The 14,624-nt window shown below is 66.3% G+C and carries 14 protein-coding genes; 8 read left to right on the forward strand and 6 right to left on the reverse strand.

Annotated elements, in window-relative coordinates:
* The first annotated feature begins 2 nt into the window (after positions 1–2).
* From LVJ94_10680 to LVJ94_10695, 4 genes are all read left to right on the forward strand, one after another.
* The gene (locus tag LVJ94_10680) at positions 3–932 is read left to right on the forward strand and encodes an RluA family pseudouridine synthase (GenBank protein ID WXB07696.1); all 930 of its coding nucleotides are present in this window, start codon (positions 3–5) and stop codon (positions 930–932) included.
* 496 nt (positions 933–1,428) lie between these two features.
* Positions 1,429–2,490 carry a heat-inducible transcriptional repressor HrcA gene (hrcA, locus tag LVJ94_10685; GenBank protein ID WXB07697.1) on the forward strand — a complete coding sequence of 354 codons (1,062 nt, stop codon included), beginning with the start codon at positions 1,429–1,431 and terminating at the stop codon, positions 2,488–2,490.
* A 46-nt stretch (positions 2,491–2,536) separates the two neighbouring features.
* Positions 2,537–3,889, forward strand: a complete 1,353-nt coding sequence (locus LVJ94_10690) for a cyclic nucleotide-binding domain-containing protein (protein ID WXB07698.1) — start codon at positions 2,537–2,539, stop codon at positions 3,887–3,889.
* A 20-nt stretch (positions 3,890–3,909) separates the two neighbouring features.
* A complete protein-coding gene (locus LVJ94_10695; GenBank protein WXB07699.1) occupies positions 3,910–5,034 on the forward strand; it encodes a cation diffusion facilitator family transporter in 1,125 nt (374 codons plus the stop codon).
* 72 nt (positions 5,035–5,106) lie between these two features.
* Here the strand turns inward: LVJ94_10695 and LVJ94_10700 are convergent, their stop codons facing one another.
* Positions 5,107–5,841: a hypothetical protein gene (locus LVJ94_10700; GenBank protein WXB07700.1), complete on the reverse strand. Its 735-nt coding sequence runs from the start codon at positions 5,839–5,841 to the stop codon at positions 5,107–5,109.
* A gap of 277 nt (positions 5,842–6,118) precedes the next feature.
* Here LVJ94_10700 and LVJ94_10705 point away from each other — a divergent pair, with 277 nt between their 5' ends.
* Genes LVJ94_10705 through lpxA form a run of 3 tightly spaced genes read left to right on the forward strand, consistent with a single transcriptional unit; the run spans position 6,119 to position 8,302 of the window.
* Positions 6,119–6,679 (forward strand): OmpH family outer membrane protein, encoded by a 561-nt coding sequence (locus LVJ94_10705; GenBank protein WXB07701.1) that lies wholly within the window; start codon positions 6,119–6,121, stop codon positions 6,677–6,679.
* Between the two features lie 34 nt (positions 6,680–6,713).
* The gene (locus tag LVJ94_10710) at positions 6,714–7,556 is read left to right on the forward strand and encodes a hypothetical protein (GenBank protein ID WXB07702.1); all 843 of its coding nucleotides are present in this window, start codon (positions 6,714–6,716) and stop codon (positions 7,554–7,556) included.
* Positions 7,553–8,302 carry an acyl-ACP--UDP-N-acetylglucosamine O-acyltransferase gene (gene lpxA, locus LVJ94_10715; GenBank protein ID WXB07703.1) on the forward strand — a complete coding sequence of 250 codons (750 nt, stop codon included), beginning with the start codon at positions 7,553–7,555 and terminating at the stop codon, positions 8,300–8,302. Before LVJ94_10710 ends, lpxA begins: the two co-directional genes overlap by 4 nt.
* A 158-nt stretch (positions 8,303–8,460) precedes the next feature.
* Here lpxA and LVJ94_10720 read toward each other — a convergent pair whose 3' ends face one another.
* Genes LVJ94_10720 through LVJ94_10735 form a run of 4 tightly spaced genes read right to left on the reverse strand, consistent with a single transcriptional unit; the run spans position 8,461 to position 12,796 of the window.
* Positions 8,461–9,117 (reverse strand): endonuclease III, encoded by a 657-nt coding sequence (locus LVJ94_10720; GenBank protein WXB07704.1) that lies wholly within the window; start codon positions 9,115–9,117, stop codon positions 8,461–8,463.
* Entirely contained in the window at positions 9,118–9,435 is a 318-nt protein-coding gene (locus tag LVJ94_10725; GenBank protein ID WXB07705.1) for a hypothetical protein, read from the reverse strand.
* A gap of 35 nt (positions 9,436–9,470) precedes the next feature.
* Complete coding sequence (locus tag LVJ94_10730) at positions 9,471–12,284, reverse strand: tetratricopeptide repeat protein (protein WXB07706.1); 2,814 nt, start codon at positions 12,282–12,284, stop codon at positions 9,471–9,473.
* A gap of 29 nt (positions 12,285–12,313) precedes the next feature.
* Entirely contained in the window at positions 12,314–12,796 is a 483-nt protein-coding gene (locus LVJ94_10735; protein ID WXB07707.1) for a CopD family protein, read from the reverse strand.
* Positions 12,797–12,861: 65 nt separating this feature from the next.
* Here LVJ94_10735 and LVJ94_10740 point away from each other — a divergent pair, with 65 nt between their 5' ends.
* On the forward strand, positions 12,862–14,307 hold the full coding sequence (locus tag LVJ94_10740; GenBank protein ID WXB07708.1) for a metallopeptidase TldD-related protein: 1,446 nt from the start codon (positions 12,862–12,864) through the stop codon (positions 14,305–14,307).
* On the opposite strand, the gene LVJ94_10745 is transcribed toward LVJ94_10740, so the two are convergent.
* The gene (locus tag LVJ94_10745) at positions 14,304–14,609 is read right to left on the reverse strand and encodes a hypothetical protein (GenBank protein ID WXB07709.1); all 306 of its coding nucleotides are present in this window, start codon (positions 14,607–14,609) and stop codon (positions 14,304–14,306) included. The genes LVJ94_10740 and LVJ94_10745 overlap by 4 nt on opposite strands.
* Positions 14,610–14,624: the final 15 nt, after the last annotated feature.

Below are 14,624 nucleotides of genomic sequence, written 5' to 3' on the forward strand. Positions count from 1 at the left end.
TGATGCGCGTACCCGACGACCTTTCAGGGAAACCTCTCGACGCCGTCGTGCGGACCCTCTTCTCCCTGACCTGGGGAAAAGCGCGGTCGTGCATCGAGACCGGCAAAGTTCAGCTCGATGGTCAAACGGTGACCAACACCACGCGCCGCGTGCGGGCGGGGGTTGATGTCACTTTGCGCATGAGCGCCCCCCGGCCACGCCCGGGAGAACTCGACGCCCATCGCATCGTCCATGTCGACGCCCACGTCGTGGTGGTGAACAAGCCCGCGGGCATCAGCACCATCCCGTACGGCGACGAAGAGGATCCGGACACGCTCGACGCGAAGGTCCGCACCTACCTCGCGCGCCAGCAAACGGATCGCAGCGGTGGCCGTCCCGCGCTGGGCATCGTGCATCGCCTCGACAAAGAGACGTCGGGCCTCATCGTCTTCACGCGCACCTGGCTCGCGAAGAAGAGCCTTACCGACCAGTTTCGCGCGCACACCATCGGCCGCCGTTACCTCGCCATCGTGCACGGCGACCTGCGAACCGCGCGCACCCTCCGTTCCCACCTCGTGGCCGATCGCGGCGACGGCCTTCGTGGTTCGACCCAACGCCCCGGGCAGCTCGAGAAGGGCGGAAGCTCACCTCAGCTCGCCATCACGCACGTCGAACCCGTGGAAAAACTGCGCGGCGCCACCCTCGTCGCCTGCCGCCTCGAAACGGGACGCACGCACCAGATTCGGATTCACCTGAGCGAGGCCGGGCACCCTCTCCTGGGCGAGCGCGTCTACATCCGCGGTTTCGCAGGAGAATCCCTCCCCGCACCGCGCCTCATGCTGCACGCCGCCGAATTGGGCTTCGTGCACCCCGCCTCGCAGAAGCCCATGTCGTTCGAGCAGCCTCCGCCCGCCGACATCGAAGAGACACTCACGCGCCTCCGCATCCCGTAGCTAGGAAAAAGAGGAAGAGGGGAAGAGAGGGGAGATGAGCTGCCCCCACTCGCCACGCGTCCTCGGCGCCGGGGGCGCCTGCGGGCGCGTGGCGGTCTCCCCCAAATGCTCGGCGGCGGGGCCGCCTCGCATGGGGGAGACAGCCGGCTGGAGGGCCGAGCGCGATTCTCGAATGGACTTCATTCTGCGGGCGAAAAGAGAAAACCGCCAAGACGCCAAGAGCGCCAAGCGGTTGGTGAATCGGCCGTCCCTCAGCCCTTCAATCCATCTTGGCGACGCGTCTTGGCGGTTCTCTCTTCCCGTCGAGGACCGTTTGGAAGCCGGCGCACCGGTATCGCCTTTCATCGCGCGGTCTCCGGCCGGCTGCCGCGTCACGACAGGACTCGATATCCAAATTGCCCGACCTTGCGCGACGCGCCGTAGGGCGCCGGCCCACCGTGATGAAGCGGTGCGCCGTACACTTCCCCGGGTAGGGTGCTAAGCTAGAGGCTCAGCGATGTCCGAGCTCAGCGCGCGTGCGAAGCAGATCCTCTATGCGGCGATCACCGAGTTCGTCGCGACGGGGGAACCCGTTGGCTCGCGAACCCTCTCCAAAAAATGCGGCATCGAGCTGTCGCCGGCGAGCATTCGCAACGTCCTGTCCGACCTGGAGGAGGCGGGGTACCTGCAGCAGCCTCACACCAGCGCCGGCCGCGTTCCGACGGATCGGGCCTTCCGTCTCTTCATCGACGCGTTGATGGAAGTGCGGGCCCTTTCGCAGGAGGAGCACGCCCGCATCCGGGCCCGCTTCGAAGAGATGACGCCGGGCCACAGCATGATGCGCGAGACCGGCCGTTTTCTCTCCGAGCTGACCGGTGCCGTCGCCGTCGTCGTCAGCCCGCGCCTCGAAGCGCTGACGTTGAAGCAGCTGCGCTTTCTGCGCACCAACCCGGGCGAGCTTTTGGCCGTCCTGGTCATGTCCAATGGCTCGGTGCAAAACCGCTTCATCACGGCGCAGGTCAGCGACGCGGAACTCACGCGCATTCACAACTTGCTCGACGACGTGACCGACGGCCGCACCCTGGGCGATCTGCGCGACTTCTTCGCGCGAAAGCTCGCGACGGAGCGCATCCAGCAGGACCAACTGCGCCGGCGCGCCTTCTCGCTCGCCGAGGCCGCGGTCAGCGAAACGCCGCCCACCGAGGCCGACGTGGTCATCGAGGGGCAGTCGAAGCTGTTCGACCGGCCCGAGTTCGCCGACGCGGCGGGGATGAAACAACTCGTCAGCGCCTTCGACGATCGGGAGCGCTTGGTGCGATTGCTCGACGCGACCATCACCGCCAAAGGCCCCACCGTGATGGTCGGTCAGGAAGCAGGCGAGCTCGGCGGTGGCCAGCTCGCCATCGTCCGCGCCCCGTTCCTGGACCATGGCCGCACCGTAGGAACCATTGGAATCATCGGCCCCACCCGCATGGATTACCCCAAGGTGGTCCCCCTGGTGGAGGCGACCGCAAGCGCCATGACCGAGTACATGGATCGCTCCAGTGGCGGCGGAAGCGGCAGCGGTTCCGTGAAATAAAACGGGCTCAGTTCCCCGTGCCAACTCAGTATACTGTTCGTAACAAATGCGAACGGCACCCCCGGATCTTCCCGGCAGCCAGACCACAGATTCGCCCGTCGATCGGGCGCTTGCGCTGATGCTCGCCGACGAAGGGGAGGCCGCGCTGCGGTGGGCGGCCGCCGTGGTCGAGCACGACGTCACGCCGAGCGCGCTCATTCTCACGTGCCGTCTGCTGGCCGATGCCGGCCGCACCGAAGCCGCCACCGAGGGGCTCGAGCTTGCCGTGAAGCAGGCCATCGACGCGGGCAATTTGCCGCTGGCCGTCGCGGCGGTGGCCGATCTTCGCCAACTGGGGCGCACCGTCGATCGCTACTTCGACGAGATCGCGGCGTCGTTTTGCGTGGGCTCGTCGCGGCTGTCGGACATGTCCTCGCCGCCACCTCCGTTGCCAAATTTCGAAACCTTCCAGCCGATGAGTTCTTTTCTCGCCGGCCCCGCGCTCTTGTCGAAGGCGACCAGCATCGTGCACGGCGCGCGTGAGCGCTATCAAAAGGGCCGCGAGCTCCCACCCATCGCGCCGCTCCCGTTCTTCAGCGCGCTGGAGATGGAGGGCCTGCGCGCGCTCATTGCGGCCTTCGAGATGATCACGGTGCCCGCGGGGCAGTCCGTCATCGTGGAGGGCGAAGAAGGCGCCGAGGCGTACATCGTCGCGCGCGGTGAGCTGGAGGTGCGGCGCAAGCCCCCGCCGGACGACGGCGGTGACGTGACGCTTGCTCGCTTGGTCAATGGTTCGCTCTTCGGCGAGATGGCGCTCCTGTCGCGAACGCCGCGCGCAGCCAGCGTGGTGGCCTGTCGCCCGTCGATTCTGCTCGTCGCCCGTCGCGACGCCCTCGAAAAAGTGGCCCAGGCGCGGCCCGACGTGGGCATCGAGCTGGCCGCGCACTGCCGGCGCCGCATGGTGGCGAACCTGGTGCGCACCTCGCGCGTGCTCATCGACGTGCACCCCGACGCGCGCCCGGCGCTGGTGGAGCGCTTCGAGACATGCGTCTTCGAGAAGAGCGAGAAACTCATCAGGGTCGGGGAAGAGGCGTCCGGATTGCACCTCATTGCCTCGGGCGAGGTGGCGGTCGTCGGCTACGAACCGGGCGAGGAGCCGCTGGTCATCTCGACCTTGGGGGCGGGTGAGGTGGTCGGTGAGGTCGCGCTCGTTTTGCGTCGAAAGGCGGTCGCCGACGTCGTGGCGGTGCATCCAACCGTAACGCTGCACCTGCCGCGAGAAGACTTCATCTCCTTGATCAAGGACCACCCGGCCATTTTGGGGAGCCTTTATCTTTCGGCGATTCAGCGTGACGACGAGACGACGGCGGTGATTGCCAACGCGACGACCCGGGTGACAGACGATTACATTCTTGTATAACGCTGTCTAACCAGACCCCGATGGCGCATCAACCTTCTGAGCAAGAACGGCCCCCCGAGCCGGGCCGGGGCCATTCGCACGCCTCGGATCACCACCACCATCACGGCGAACATCACCACCACCACGGCCCGCACGACCATCACGGGCATGGGCACGGGGAGCACGCTGCGGCATCGCACTCGCGGGGCGCGGCGAAGTTCACCGCGGCGGAGGCTCGCCAGGCGAAGCGGCTCGGGCTGGTGTTGGGCATCATCGGCGTCTTCTTCGTCTTCGAGCTCGCGGGCGCGATCGCGGCGCGAAGCCAAGTGCTCAAGGCCGATGCGCTCCATCTGCTGATGGACGTGCTGGCCATCTCGATGAGCATCGTCGCGATGAAGCTCGCCGTGCGCCGCCCGACCCCTCGTTTTACCTTCGGGCTGCGCCGCGCCGAGCCCGTGGCGGCCATTTTCAACGCGCTCCTCGTGCTGGTCGTCACCGTCGAAATCGTCCACGACGCCATCGAGTCGCTGCGCGGGGTAGGGGAGCCGCCGGCGGCGACGATCATGCTGCTCGTCTCGATGGGCGCGCTCGTCGTCAACGGCGTGAGCGCGTGGCTCCTTCACGACGTGATCGGCCACCACGGGCACGGGCACCATCATCACGGTCACGATCATCACGACCATGCCCATGACAGCGGTCATGGCCTCAATCTGCGCGGTGCGAGGTTGCACCTGCTCGGCGATGCCCTCGGCTCGCTGGCGGCATTGGTGGCCGCCGTGATCATCCGTCTGGGAGGCCCTCCCGCGGTGGACGCGGTGGCGAGCTTCCTCGTCGCGCTCATCCTCGTGCTGGGCGCCCTCGGATTGCTTCGCGACGCAACCTTGGTGCTGCTCGAGGCGGCACCGGTGCACCTACCGGTGGACGCGGTCCGCACGATCGTACGCACGTTCCCGGGCGTGCGCGAAGTCCACGACATGCACGTGTGGACCTTGGGCGCCGGTCACGACGCCCTCATCGTCCACGTGCGTTCCGACGGCGACAATCCCGAGTTCTCCACCCTGGCCAGCCGATTGAGCAAGAAGCTCCGCGAGGAGTTCTCCTGCGAGTACGTCACGGTCCAAGTCGAGAAGACGGACGCGTCGTGCGACGCGCCCTCTAGGGATTAGGGGGGAGGGGTTAGGGTTTAGGGGTTAGGGAGAGAGAACACACGACCTAACCCCGAATCCCTGATCCCTCTCTTACTTGCAGGCGCCGTCGATGCAGGTTTGCGGCGACGGGCACGACTGCTGGCACTGCAGGTGGCAGACCTTGTCGGTGCCGCAGTACGAGAGGCGCGCGTCGATCAGGCGGCACGTTTCGCTGTTGTCGCAGGGGTAGCGGCAGAAGCCATTGACGCATGACTGGTTCGCCCGGCACTTCGACAAGTCCGTCGCCGTGCAGTTGGGCTTGGGCCCCGTATCCGGAACGCACGCCCCGCCTTGATCGCAAACCTGACCGTCGGGGCACTTGGGGTTGGCCGGATCGCACGCCTGGACGCAACGGCCGCCGCGGCACTTGGGCGTGTTCCCCGCCTCGCTGCAGTCTTTGTCCACGTTGCACTGGGGCTGGCCCGGCTCCGGCTGGCAAACGCCTTTGACGCACTTGTAGCCGTTGCCGCAGGTGTTACCGGCGTCTTCCTTGCAGGTGGGCAAGCACTGGCCGTTCACACACGATTTCCCGTTCGGGCAATCGCCGGGGAACTCGCACTGCGGCGAGCCTGCGTCGTCCTTGCCCGAGTCGATTTTGCCCGCGTCGGTGTTGGTGCTGGCGTCGATGGGGCCCCCGTTGCCGCCGCCCGACCCGCTGCACCCGTAGCCGTCGCAATAGGCGTCCGAGTCGCTACAGCCGCCTGCCCATAGGACCGTGCCGAGCACCACCACGAACGAGGCAGCCCCCGACAGTCGACCCAGCTTTTGCCAACCACGACGATCCATTTTTGACGGTGCCTCCGGCAAGGACCAAAAGTTTGCTTCCTAGTATCCACGCCCCGTGCCATCTCGCCAAGCTCGCCACATGACGGGATTTCTCGGGAATATTGCGTATCCCACCCTGCCCACCGTGACCTGTGTACGACGTTCTTGCCGGTGCGGGTGTAGCCGGCCGTTTACGCCCTACCCTGCCACCGGAACTTCACGCGTTTCCGGTCGCCTCGAGCGCTTCCCGCGTTTGCTGCCTTGACCTCTTGCTTATCCTTGGGTACGCGGGTTTCCCATGAAATTGTTTCCCCAAGTCTTCGCGGCATGGCTCGCGGCCAGTCTGTTCCTCCTGGGCTTCGACGCTCGCGCGGAGATGAAGGTCGCCGTGGTCGACGTTCAACGCGCGGTCATGCAGACCGAAGACGGCCTGCGCGCCCAGGCGTCCTTGAAGAAGATCTTCGACAGCAAGCAGCAAGAGCTGAACAAGAAGCAGAACGACCTGCAGAAGCAGCGTGAAGACCTCGAAAAGCAGCAGAAGGTTCTCTCGAAGGAAGCCTTCCAGAAGCGCGTCGAGGACTGGCAGAAGGCGATGGTGGAGCTTCAGTCCGTGTTCGTCGAGTACAACAAGGACCTGGAGAAGCGGCAGAAGGAGTTCACCGACCCCATCGTCGAGAAGATCATGGCCATCGTGAAGCGCATTGCTTCGACCGAAGGCTTCGACATCGTGGTCGACAAGCAGGCTGTCGCCTACATGCGTGCGGATCTGGACCTGACCGATCGCGCCATCCAGGCGTACAACAGCGGTGGCGGCGGCGCGGCCCCCAAGGCCCCCGCAGCGCCCGCACCGAAGAAGTAGCACCCCCCTGCCATCTTCGATTTCGCAGTCAGGTTTGGGGTTCGACCCCGTTCGTCTGTCCGAGCTCGCCGCCCGATGGGGCGGCGACGTGCGTTTGGACACCTCGGTGACGTCGATCGCTTCCCTCGAAAGCGCCGGTGCGGGTGACCTCGCGCCGGTGCTTCGCGTGGATCGTTTGGGAGAGGTGGAGGCGGCGCTCGCGCGCGGCGCCGTGCTCCTCGTCGAGGCCTCGCTGGCCTCACGCGTGCCCGAACGGGCCCCACGCTGGGTCCAGGCCCACGCGAATTGGGCCATGGCGCAGGTGCTGAGCCTTTGCACCGCGCCACGACCGGAGCCGCAGGTGGGTGAGGGCTCGGTGATCGGGCCGAATGCCGTGATTCATCCCGGCGTGCGGATTGGAAGGAACGTGAGCATCGGCGCGAACGCCGTGATTGGCCACCCCGGTTTCGGCTGGGCGGAGGGGCCGGACGGGAGCGTGTGCGCCGTGCCGCAGCTGGGCGGGGTGGTTCTCGAGGACGGCGTCGGGGTCGGGCCGCTTTCGACCATCGACGCGGGAACCTTGTCCCCGACCGTGGTCCGCCGCGGAACGAAGCTCGATGCCCAGGTGCACGTGGGCCACAATTGCGTCATCGGCGAGGGCTGCCTCGTGGCGGCGCAAACCGGGTTTGCGGGATCGGTCACGTTGGGGCGTGGCGTTCGCGTCGGCGGCCAAGCGGGCTTTGCCGATCACGTTCGCGTGGGCGATGGCGCCCGCATCGCGGCGAAGAGCGGTGTCATCGGCGATGTGCCGGCCGGCGCGACCGTGGCAGGCTATCCTGCGGTACCACGCATGCGATGGCTCCGCGGTCTGGCCAAGCTGTATCGGGAAGGGCGATGAGCACCAAAGTCCACCCCACGGCCATCGTGCACCCGGAGTCCACGCTCGAGGAAGACGTGGAGCTCGGCCCCTACGCCGTTGTGGGCGCGCGGGTGCACCTCGGTCGCGGTACGCGGCTGCAGTCGCACGCGATCGTCGAGGGGCCGTCGCGCCTCGGCGAGGGCAACGTGCTCTTTCCCTTCGCCGTCGTCGGCAGCGTCGCGCAGGACAAGCGCCACGCGGGCGCCCCAGGGTCGCTCGAGGTGGGCGACTTCAACGTGTTTCGCGAGCACGTGACGATTCATCGCGGCACTTCGGGCCGGGCCACCCGGATCGGCCATCACAACTTGTTCATGGCCGGCGCCCACGCGGCCCACGACACCGTGCTCGGTTCGCACATCACCTTGGCCAATGGCGTCCAGCTCGCGGGCCACGCCAAGGTCGACGACTACGCGACCTTCGGCGGCTTGAGCGGCGTCGCCCAATTCGTCCACGTCGGCGAGACCGCCTTCGTCGCCGCCGGCGCCATGTGCGAGCGCAACGTCCCCCCCTTCGTCGTCGTCCAAGGCGACCGCGCCCGCATCCGCGCCCTGAACAAAGTCGGCCTCCAACGCCGCGGCCTCCCCGAGTCGGACATCGCCGCCCTGTCCAAGGCCTACGCCGCCATCTTCGGCACCTCCCGCCCGCGCGCCCAAGCAATCGCCGAGCTCCCCGACGAACTACGCGCGAACCCCTTCGTCACGCGTCTACTCGCTGCACTCGCTTAACCCTCCGAGAAATTCACATGAAGGCGGGAAGGCGGGAAGGACTTACGGCGTGGCCGGCACGGAACGCTTTTTTGGGAGTTTCCAATTCGTCCACTGGGCGAATTGGAATCCCAAAAACCTTCCCGCCTTCCCGCCTTCATGTGAATTCTCTCTAGCCGTTAGCGGGTGCGACCGACGTCGATGCGGTGGCACACGTTGGCGACGGGGCAGGTGGAGCAGTGGGGGGAGAGGGGGGTGCAGTGGACGCGGCCGAAGGTGACCAGGATGTCGTTGATGGGGATCCACCAGCGGCGCGGAAGCTGCGCGCGGAGCACCATTTCCGTTTCGTCTGGGGTCTTCGTGCGCACGAAACCGAGGCGGTTCGAGATGCGGTGCACGTGGATGTCGACGCAGATGCCCGGCTTGCGATGCCCTAGGGTTAGCACCAGGTTCGCGGTCTTGCGGCCCACGCCGCGCAGCTCGAGCAGGCCTTCCAGGGTGTCGGGGACGCGCCCTCCGTGCTCTTCCAGCAAGGTGCGCGCGATGTCCCGTAGGGTCTGCGCCTTGTTGCGGTAGAAGCCCGCGGGGTAAATCAGTTCGGCGATGCGCTCCACTGGCGTTTCGGACATCGTCTCCGCGTCGGGCGCCACGGCGAGCAGCTTTGGGCTCACCACGTCGGTCACTTCGTCGCGTGTGCGCAGTGAAATGATGGTCGACGCCAGCACCGCGAAGGGATCGCCGTCCAGCGACACCCGTGTCACCGCGAGGTGATCGCGGCCCTCGACGAAGCGCGCGACCTTGCTCAATACCGCGGACATCTGCCGCGCGGAGAGCATCTACTGCGCGCGTCGGTCGAGCACCTCGAAGTGCGCCGAGCGCTCGTCGAAGTGCGAAAGCACCGCCCGCGCCGCTGCCGGCACGTGCGCCACGTCGTAGTCGTCGCCCATGAACGTCTTGATCGACGAGAGCGCGTCGAACCACATCAGCGTCACGAACTCCACGTCGTTCTCGCGCTCGCGCCGCATCAGATCAATCGACAGAAAACCAGGAATCCGCCGCGCCTCGATGCCGGGAATGACTTCCCCGCGCACCACACGCTCGTAGGCATCCGCGTTTTCCTTGGTGGTCCAACCCCGCCAGAGACGACAGATCATCCGGCCAATGTACCTCGGACATCGCGGCCACGCGACTAGGGGAGCTTGCCGTCCCCGATGATCTCGTCGAAGGCGCGGTCGAATTCGTCGTCCTCGGCCCCGACGGCGAGTGGCCGCGAAGGTGTGCGCGTCGATTCGTGCCGCGCGAGGCGGCGGATGCGTTCTTGCACGTCGCGGTAGTGCGGGTTCCAGCGTGCCACGCGCTGGTACGACTGCAGTGCATCCTTGGGCAGGTTCTTCTCTTCGTACGCGTTGCCCAGCTCGAAGGCGAGCATCGTCTCCTGCTCCGGCGTGCGCGTCTTGGCGGCGAGTCCGCGCGAGAAGGCATCGATCGCGTCGGGCAGGGCGCCGCGGTCCATGTGAATCTGCCCGATCATCGACTCGCACACGCAGGTGCGGGTCGGATCGTTGGCGGCCAGCTCGAACTCGCGGATCGCATCGTCGAACTTGCCGATCTCGCGGTAGGCGATGCCCAGATCGTAATGCATATCGGCGTCGTCGACGTCGATCTGCTTGTTGACGCCTTCCTTGAACTTCGCGAACACCTCTTCGACGTCGACCTGCCCGCCGAGCGCGGCCAAGTCGATCGGGCCGGTGACCTCTTCCAGGTTTTCCAGCGCATCGAGCGACGCGGAAATGTCGAAGCTGCGCTCGTCGACACTGTTGGGCACTGCGCGTGTGCCCGACGTCTGCGCCGCGCCGCCGTGCTCCTGCATCTCGAGCTCTTGAATGCGCTCGAGCAGCAGCGGATGGTTCGGATTGCGCGACAGCTGCTCGCGGAGCACGGCCCGCGCATCGCCGTAGAGGCCGCGCGAGGCGAAGAAGTCCGCCTCCTCCAGCGCGTCCTCGAGCTCCACCACGGGGCGCGAGCTCGCCGATTGGCGACTCGTCACCTCCATCGGATCCATCAGCGGATCCGGCGCCGCCGGATCGAGCAACGTGTCCGCGTGGCGCGCCCCGTCCATCGCCGATGGATCGAGGGGGAACTCCGGGAGCGGCAGCTCGGACGAGCCGAAAGGATCGTCGATGGCCAGCTCGCGCCGTGCGGCCATGGTCCGCGGTGGGGGCCCGGGCAAGGTTCCGCGCGGCACCGTTTGATCGCTGAAGGACGGCGGCTCGATGTGCGCCGTACCCAGCTCGTCCAGCTCGTACGTGGGGAGCGGCGCGTCCGGATCGTACAGGTCGTCCAGATCGTCGTTCGCCTCGGTCGCCGGGCGCGAGTCCGATGCCGGAAGCGGCGCGTCGTACCCCAGCTCGCGCAGCATGTGGACCGCGCGCTCGTTGCCCGGATCGATCGCGAGGATGTCGCTCAACGCGCGCGCGGCACCCTCGCCATCGAGCCGATCGAGCAGCAGCGACACCGTGGCGAACGACTCGTCCACGGCATCGTCGATGCGTCCCGCTTCGATGAGCACGTCCCGCAGCCCATGCCGCAGGTCCATGGCGTACGGATCGAGCTCGAGCCCAATGCGTAGCGACTCGATGGCCGACGTGTACATCCGCCGTCGCCGCAGCGATGCCGCTTCTTCGAGCAGCTCGGCGATGGCTTCCTCGCTGCTCGTCGGCACGAGAAGGTCGTCGGCCTCCTCGATGCTCATCTCGGGGTAGTCGTCGGAGATCGACGCGTGCCGCTCCGTGAGATCCGGCGCCGACGCCCGCGGACCCACCTGCGACAGCCGACTCGGCACGTCGAACACCGGAACGTCGTCCGTGTCCGTCAGACCCGGCAGCGACAACGTCTGCCCCGCACGCGACGTCGCCGGCGCGGAGAGCGCCTCGATGGACTCGATGGCCGAATCGTCGTCGGCGAGCAGCTCCTCATCGAGCTCCACGGCCTCGATGATGGGCGACGACGCCTGCGGCATGTTAACACGGGCCGGCGGTGGCGCGAGCTGCGACTCTTCGTCGTCGTCATCGTCCGGCGGCAAGCTTATGGCGAGCTGCTGCACCTGGTCGTCGTCGCCGGCCACCTCGAGCAGGTCGTTCACGAGGCGACGGAAAAGGTCCGTCTTGCCCTGCTCGCGCGCGATGCGCGCCATCTCCTTGCGGACCTCGATGCCCTTGGCCGCTTGCCCGATGACCACGAACGCCCGCGCCAGGAGGGCCAGGGTGTCGATGTCCTTTGGGTTCGCTTGGAAACAAATCTGCAGCTTCGCCAGCGCCTGCAGCCCGTCGGCCTGCGACCCGCGTTGCAGGTAAAGCTCGGCGGCGATGCGCGCCTGCGCGGGATCCTGCTTGTGATGCAGGAGCCGCTCGAGCACCTTCAGGGCGTCATCGGGGCGGCCGCGACGGATCAACAGCGAGGCCGCGGTGGAAAATACCGTTGCGGCCCCCTCCGGATCGCGTGCACGAGAGAGAGCTTCCGCCAGGCGCAGATGCGGGATGGGGTTGTTCGGGTCGAGGTCGATGGTCTTGCGGAAGACCTCGATGGCCTCGCTGTCGCGTTGCTGCTTCTGCAGGCGCGTGGCCACCTCGTCCAGGGTGGCCATGGCATCGCTCGTCAGACCGAGGTTCTGATAGAGCTGCGCGAGCTGCGGTGCGATGTGCGCGTAACGCTCTTCGAGATGCGGCACGTGCTTGTGCAGGATCTCGCCGATCTGCTTGTAGACCCAGACGGCTTTGACGAAAAATTCGAGGCTGACGTAGTGCTTGCCGACGCGTTCGTACGTCGCGATCGCATCCGCGTAGGCGCCCATTTTTACCTGGAGGTCGCCCATCTTCAGGAGGGTGCGAGCGTCGCTCGGATCCACCTGGATGATCTTCTGGTACTCGACGATCGCCCGATCGTACTTCTTCTTCTCGGCGTACTTCTGAGCGGTCTGGAGCACCGATTCGCGGTCAATCGGCACGGATGAACGCACTCCTCACTTGTTCCGAATCAGCCAATGAGTTCATTCCTGAAAATGACGAAGAGGCAAGTCAGCACAACGCACGCAAGGAGGGCACCAAAAAGAATAGCGCTTGTTCCCCGTGCTTGCATACTTCCCGCAGCAAGTCGCTTGGCCCTCGCACCGATCACATGGTGCAGAGCAATGACACCGAGGGCGGCGGTAAGCTTTGCGTGGAACCAATGCATGTGAATGTACGTGCCTGGATCCATCGCCAGCCGTGCCACGCCGAAGAGAAAACTGGCCCCAAACGCCGGCGTGGCGAAGCGAAGGTAGATGGTCCGCGCCAGGTGCGCGGCGGCGGAGCGAGTGTCGGTTCCTAGGGCGAGCTCCAACGCACCACTGGGTTGCGGGGTGGAGGACGCGCGACCGGACGCTGTGAGGACCAGCCAAGCCACGACTGTGATGGCGCCGATCCAGAGAAGGTTGGCGAAGAGATGCAGGGCCACGAGGGCGAGCGCGAGCGTGATCATCGAGTGCCTGGGGCGTGACTGTACTCGACGTGTCGCGATGGAGGTTTATATGTTCCAATCCTGTCATGCCGACCCAATCTTCCCTGTACAAGGCGCCGTTCGCTCCGGGCGGACCGAACGAAATCGACGTCCAGCTCGCTGAGCGCCTCCTCTCCATCGCGCTCGCGGTTGGTGGCGATTACGCCGATTTGTTCTTCGAGTACCGCGCCGGTGGCGGCCTTCTCTTCGATGAGGGCATCCTGAAGAGCGCCTCGCGCGGCGTGACGATGGGGCTCGGTGTCCGCGTACAAAAAGGTGACTCGACTGGATACGCCTACGTGGAGCAGTTCGACTGGGACGCGATGAAACGCGCGGCGGAAACGGCCGCCCAGATCGCAACGGGCGGTGGCGCCAAGGCCCCCGTGGCGCTGCGATCGCTCTCGCTTCCGTCGCGCTACGAGCTGGACAAGGTCACCCTCGACGTGCCCGGCATGGACAAGCGCAAGCTGCTCGAGCGCGCGGCTGCAGCGGCGCACGCGTTCGATAAGCACATCATCAAGGTGGAGGCGAGCCTGGCGGAAGAGATCCGCGAGCTGCTCATCGTCACCAGCGACGGAAAGATGGCGCGCGACACGCAGCCCCTGGTGCGCTTCGGCGTGCGCGTGGTGGCCGAGCGCGATCAGAAGCGCCAGGAGGCTTCGTCGGGTGGCGGTGGCCGCACGACCATGGGCTACTTCGAGGGCAAGAGCCCCGAGTGGCATGCGCGCGAGGCCGCCGAGCAAGCCATCCGCATGCTCGATGCGGTGGAGGCGCCCGCCGGCACGATGGAGGTGGTTCTCGCGCCGGGCGACAGCGGCATCCTCTTGCACGAGGCCGTGGGCCATGGGTTGGAGGCGGACTTCAACCGCAAGGGCACGAGCAACTACGCCGGCCAGATCGGCCAGCTCGTCGCGAGCGACCTTTGCACGGTCATCGACGACGCGACGCTGCTTCAGTCGCGCGGCTCGATCAACGTGGACGACGAAGGCAACGAGCCACGCTCCTCGGTGCTCATCGAGAAGGGGAAGCTCGTCGGGTACATGCACGATCGGCTGAGCGCGAACCATTTCAAACTGACCCCAAGTGGGAATGGCCGACGGGAGAGCTTTGCGTGCGCCCCGATGCCGCGCATGACCAACACGTTGCTCCTGGCCGGCGAGCACCATCCGGACGAGATCATCAAGACGGTGAAGCGCGGCGTCTTCGCGAAGAAGTTCGGCGGCGGCCAGGTCGACATCTCCAACGGCGACTTCGTCTTCTCGCTCACCGAGAGCTACCTCGTCGAAGACGGCAAGATCACCGCGCCGCTCAAGGGCGTGAACTTGATCGGCAACGGTCCCGACGTGCTGCGCAAGGTGAGCATGCTGGGCAACGACGTCGGCGTCTCCGACGGCATCTGGACCTGCGGCAAGGACGGCCAGAGCGTTCCCGTGGGGGTGGGGTGCCCGACGATCAAGATTTCCGCCATCACCGTGGGCGGAACGAAGGTCTAGGTTCGGTTACCGAGCGCCCAACGGCCATCGACCCAGATCCAGCCGCGGCGGGTCTGGGTCCATTTGCCGGAGATCCAGACCGCCCGATCGTAAGGCCGCGGTTCCCATTGGCCGGGGATCCAAACGTACTCGACACCGTTCCAATCGTAGCGACCGGTGACCCAGACGTAGACGGGGGAGGGCGCGCTCCCCTCGATTTCCACGGGATCGGGCGGCGGCGGGATGGCCACATAGAGGATTCGCGCCCTCGGCGGAACCGTGGTCGAGCACGCGGTGGCGAGCAGACCAACCGTAGACAACAAGAGAACACCGAGAAG

It is taken from the genome of Sorangiineae bacterium MSr11367, assembly GCA_037157805.1.
In the GTDB taxonomy this organism is placed as follows: domain Bacteria; phylum Myxococcota_A; class Polyangia; order Polyangiales; family Polyangiaceae; genus Pendulispora; species Pendulispora rubella.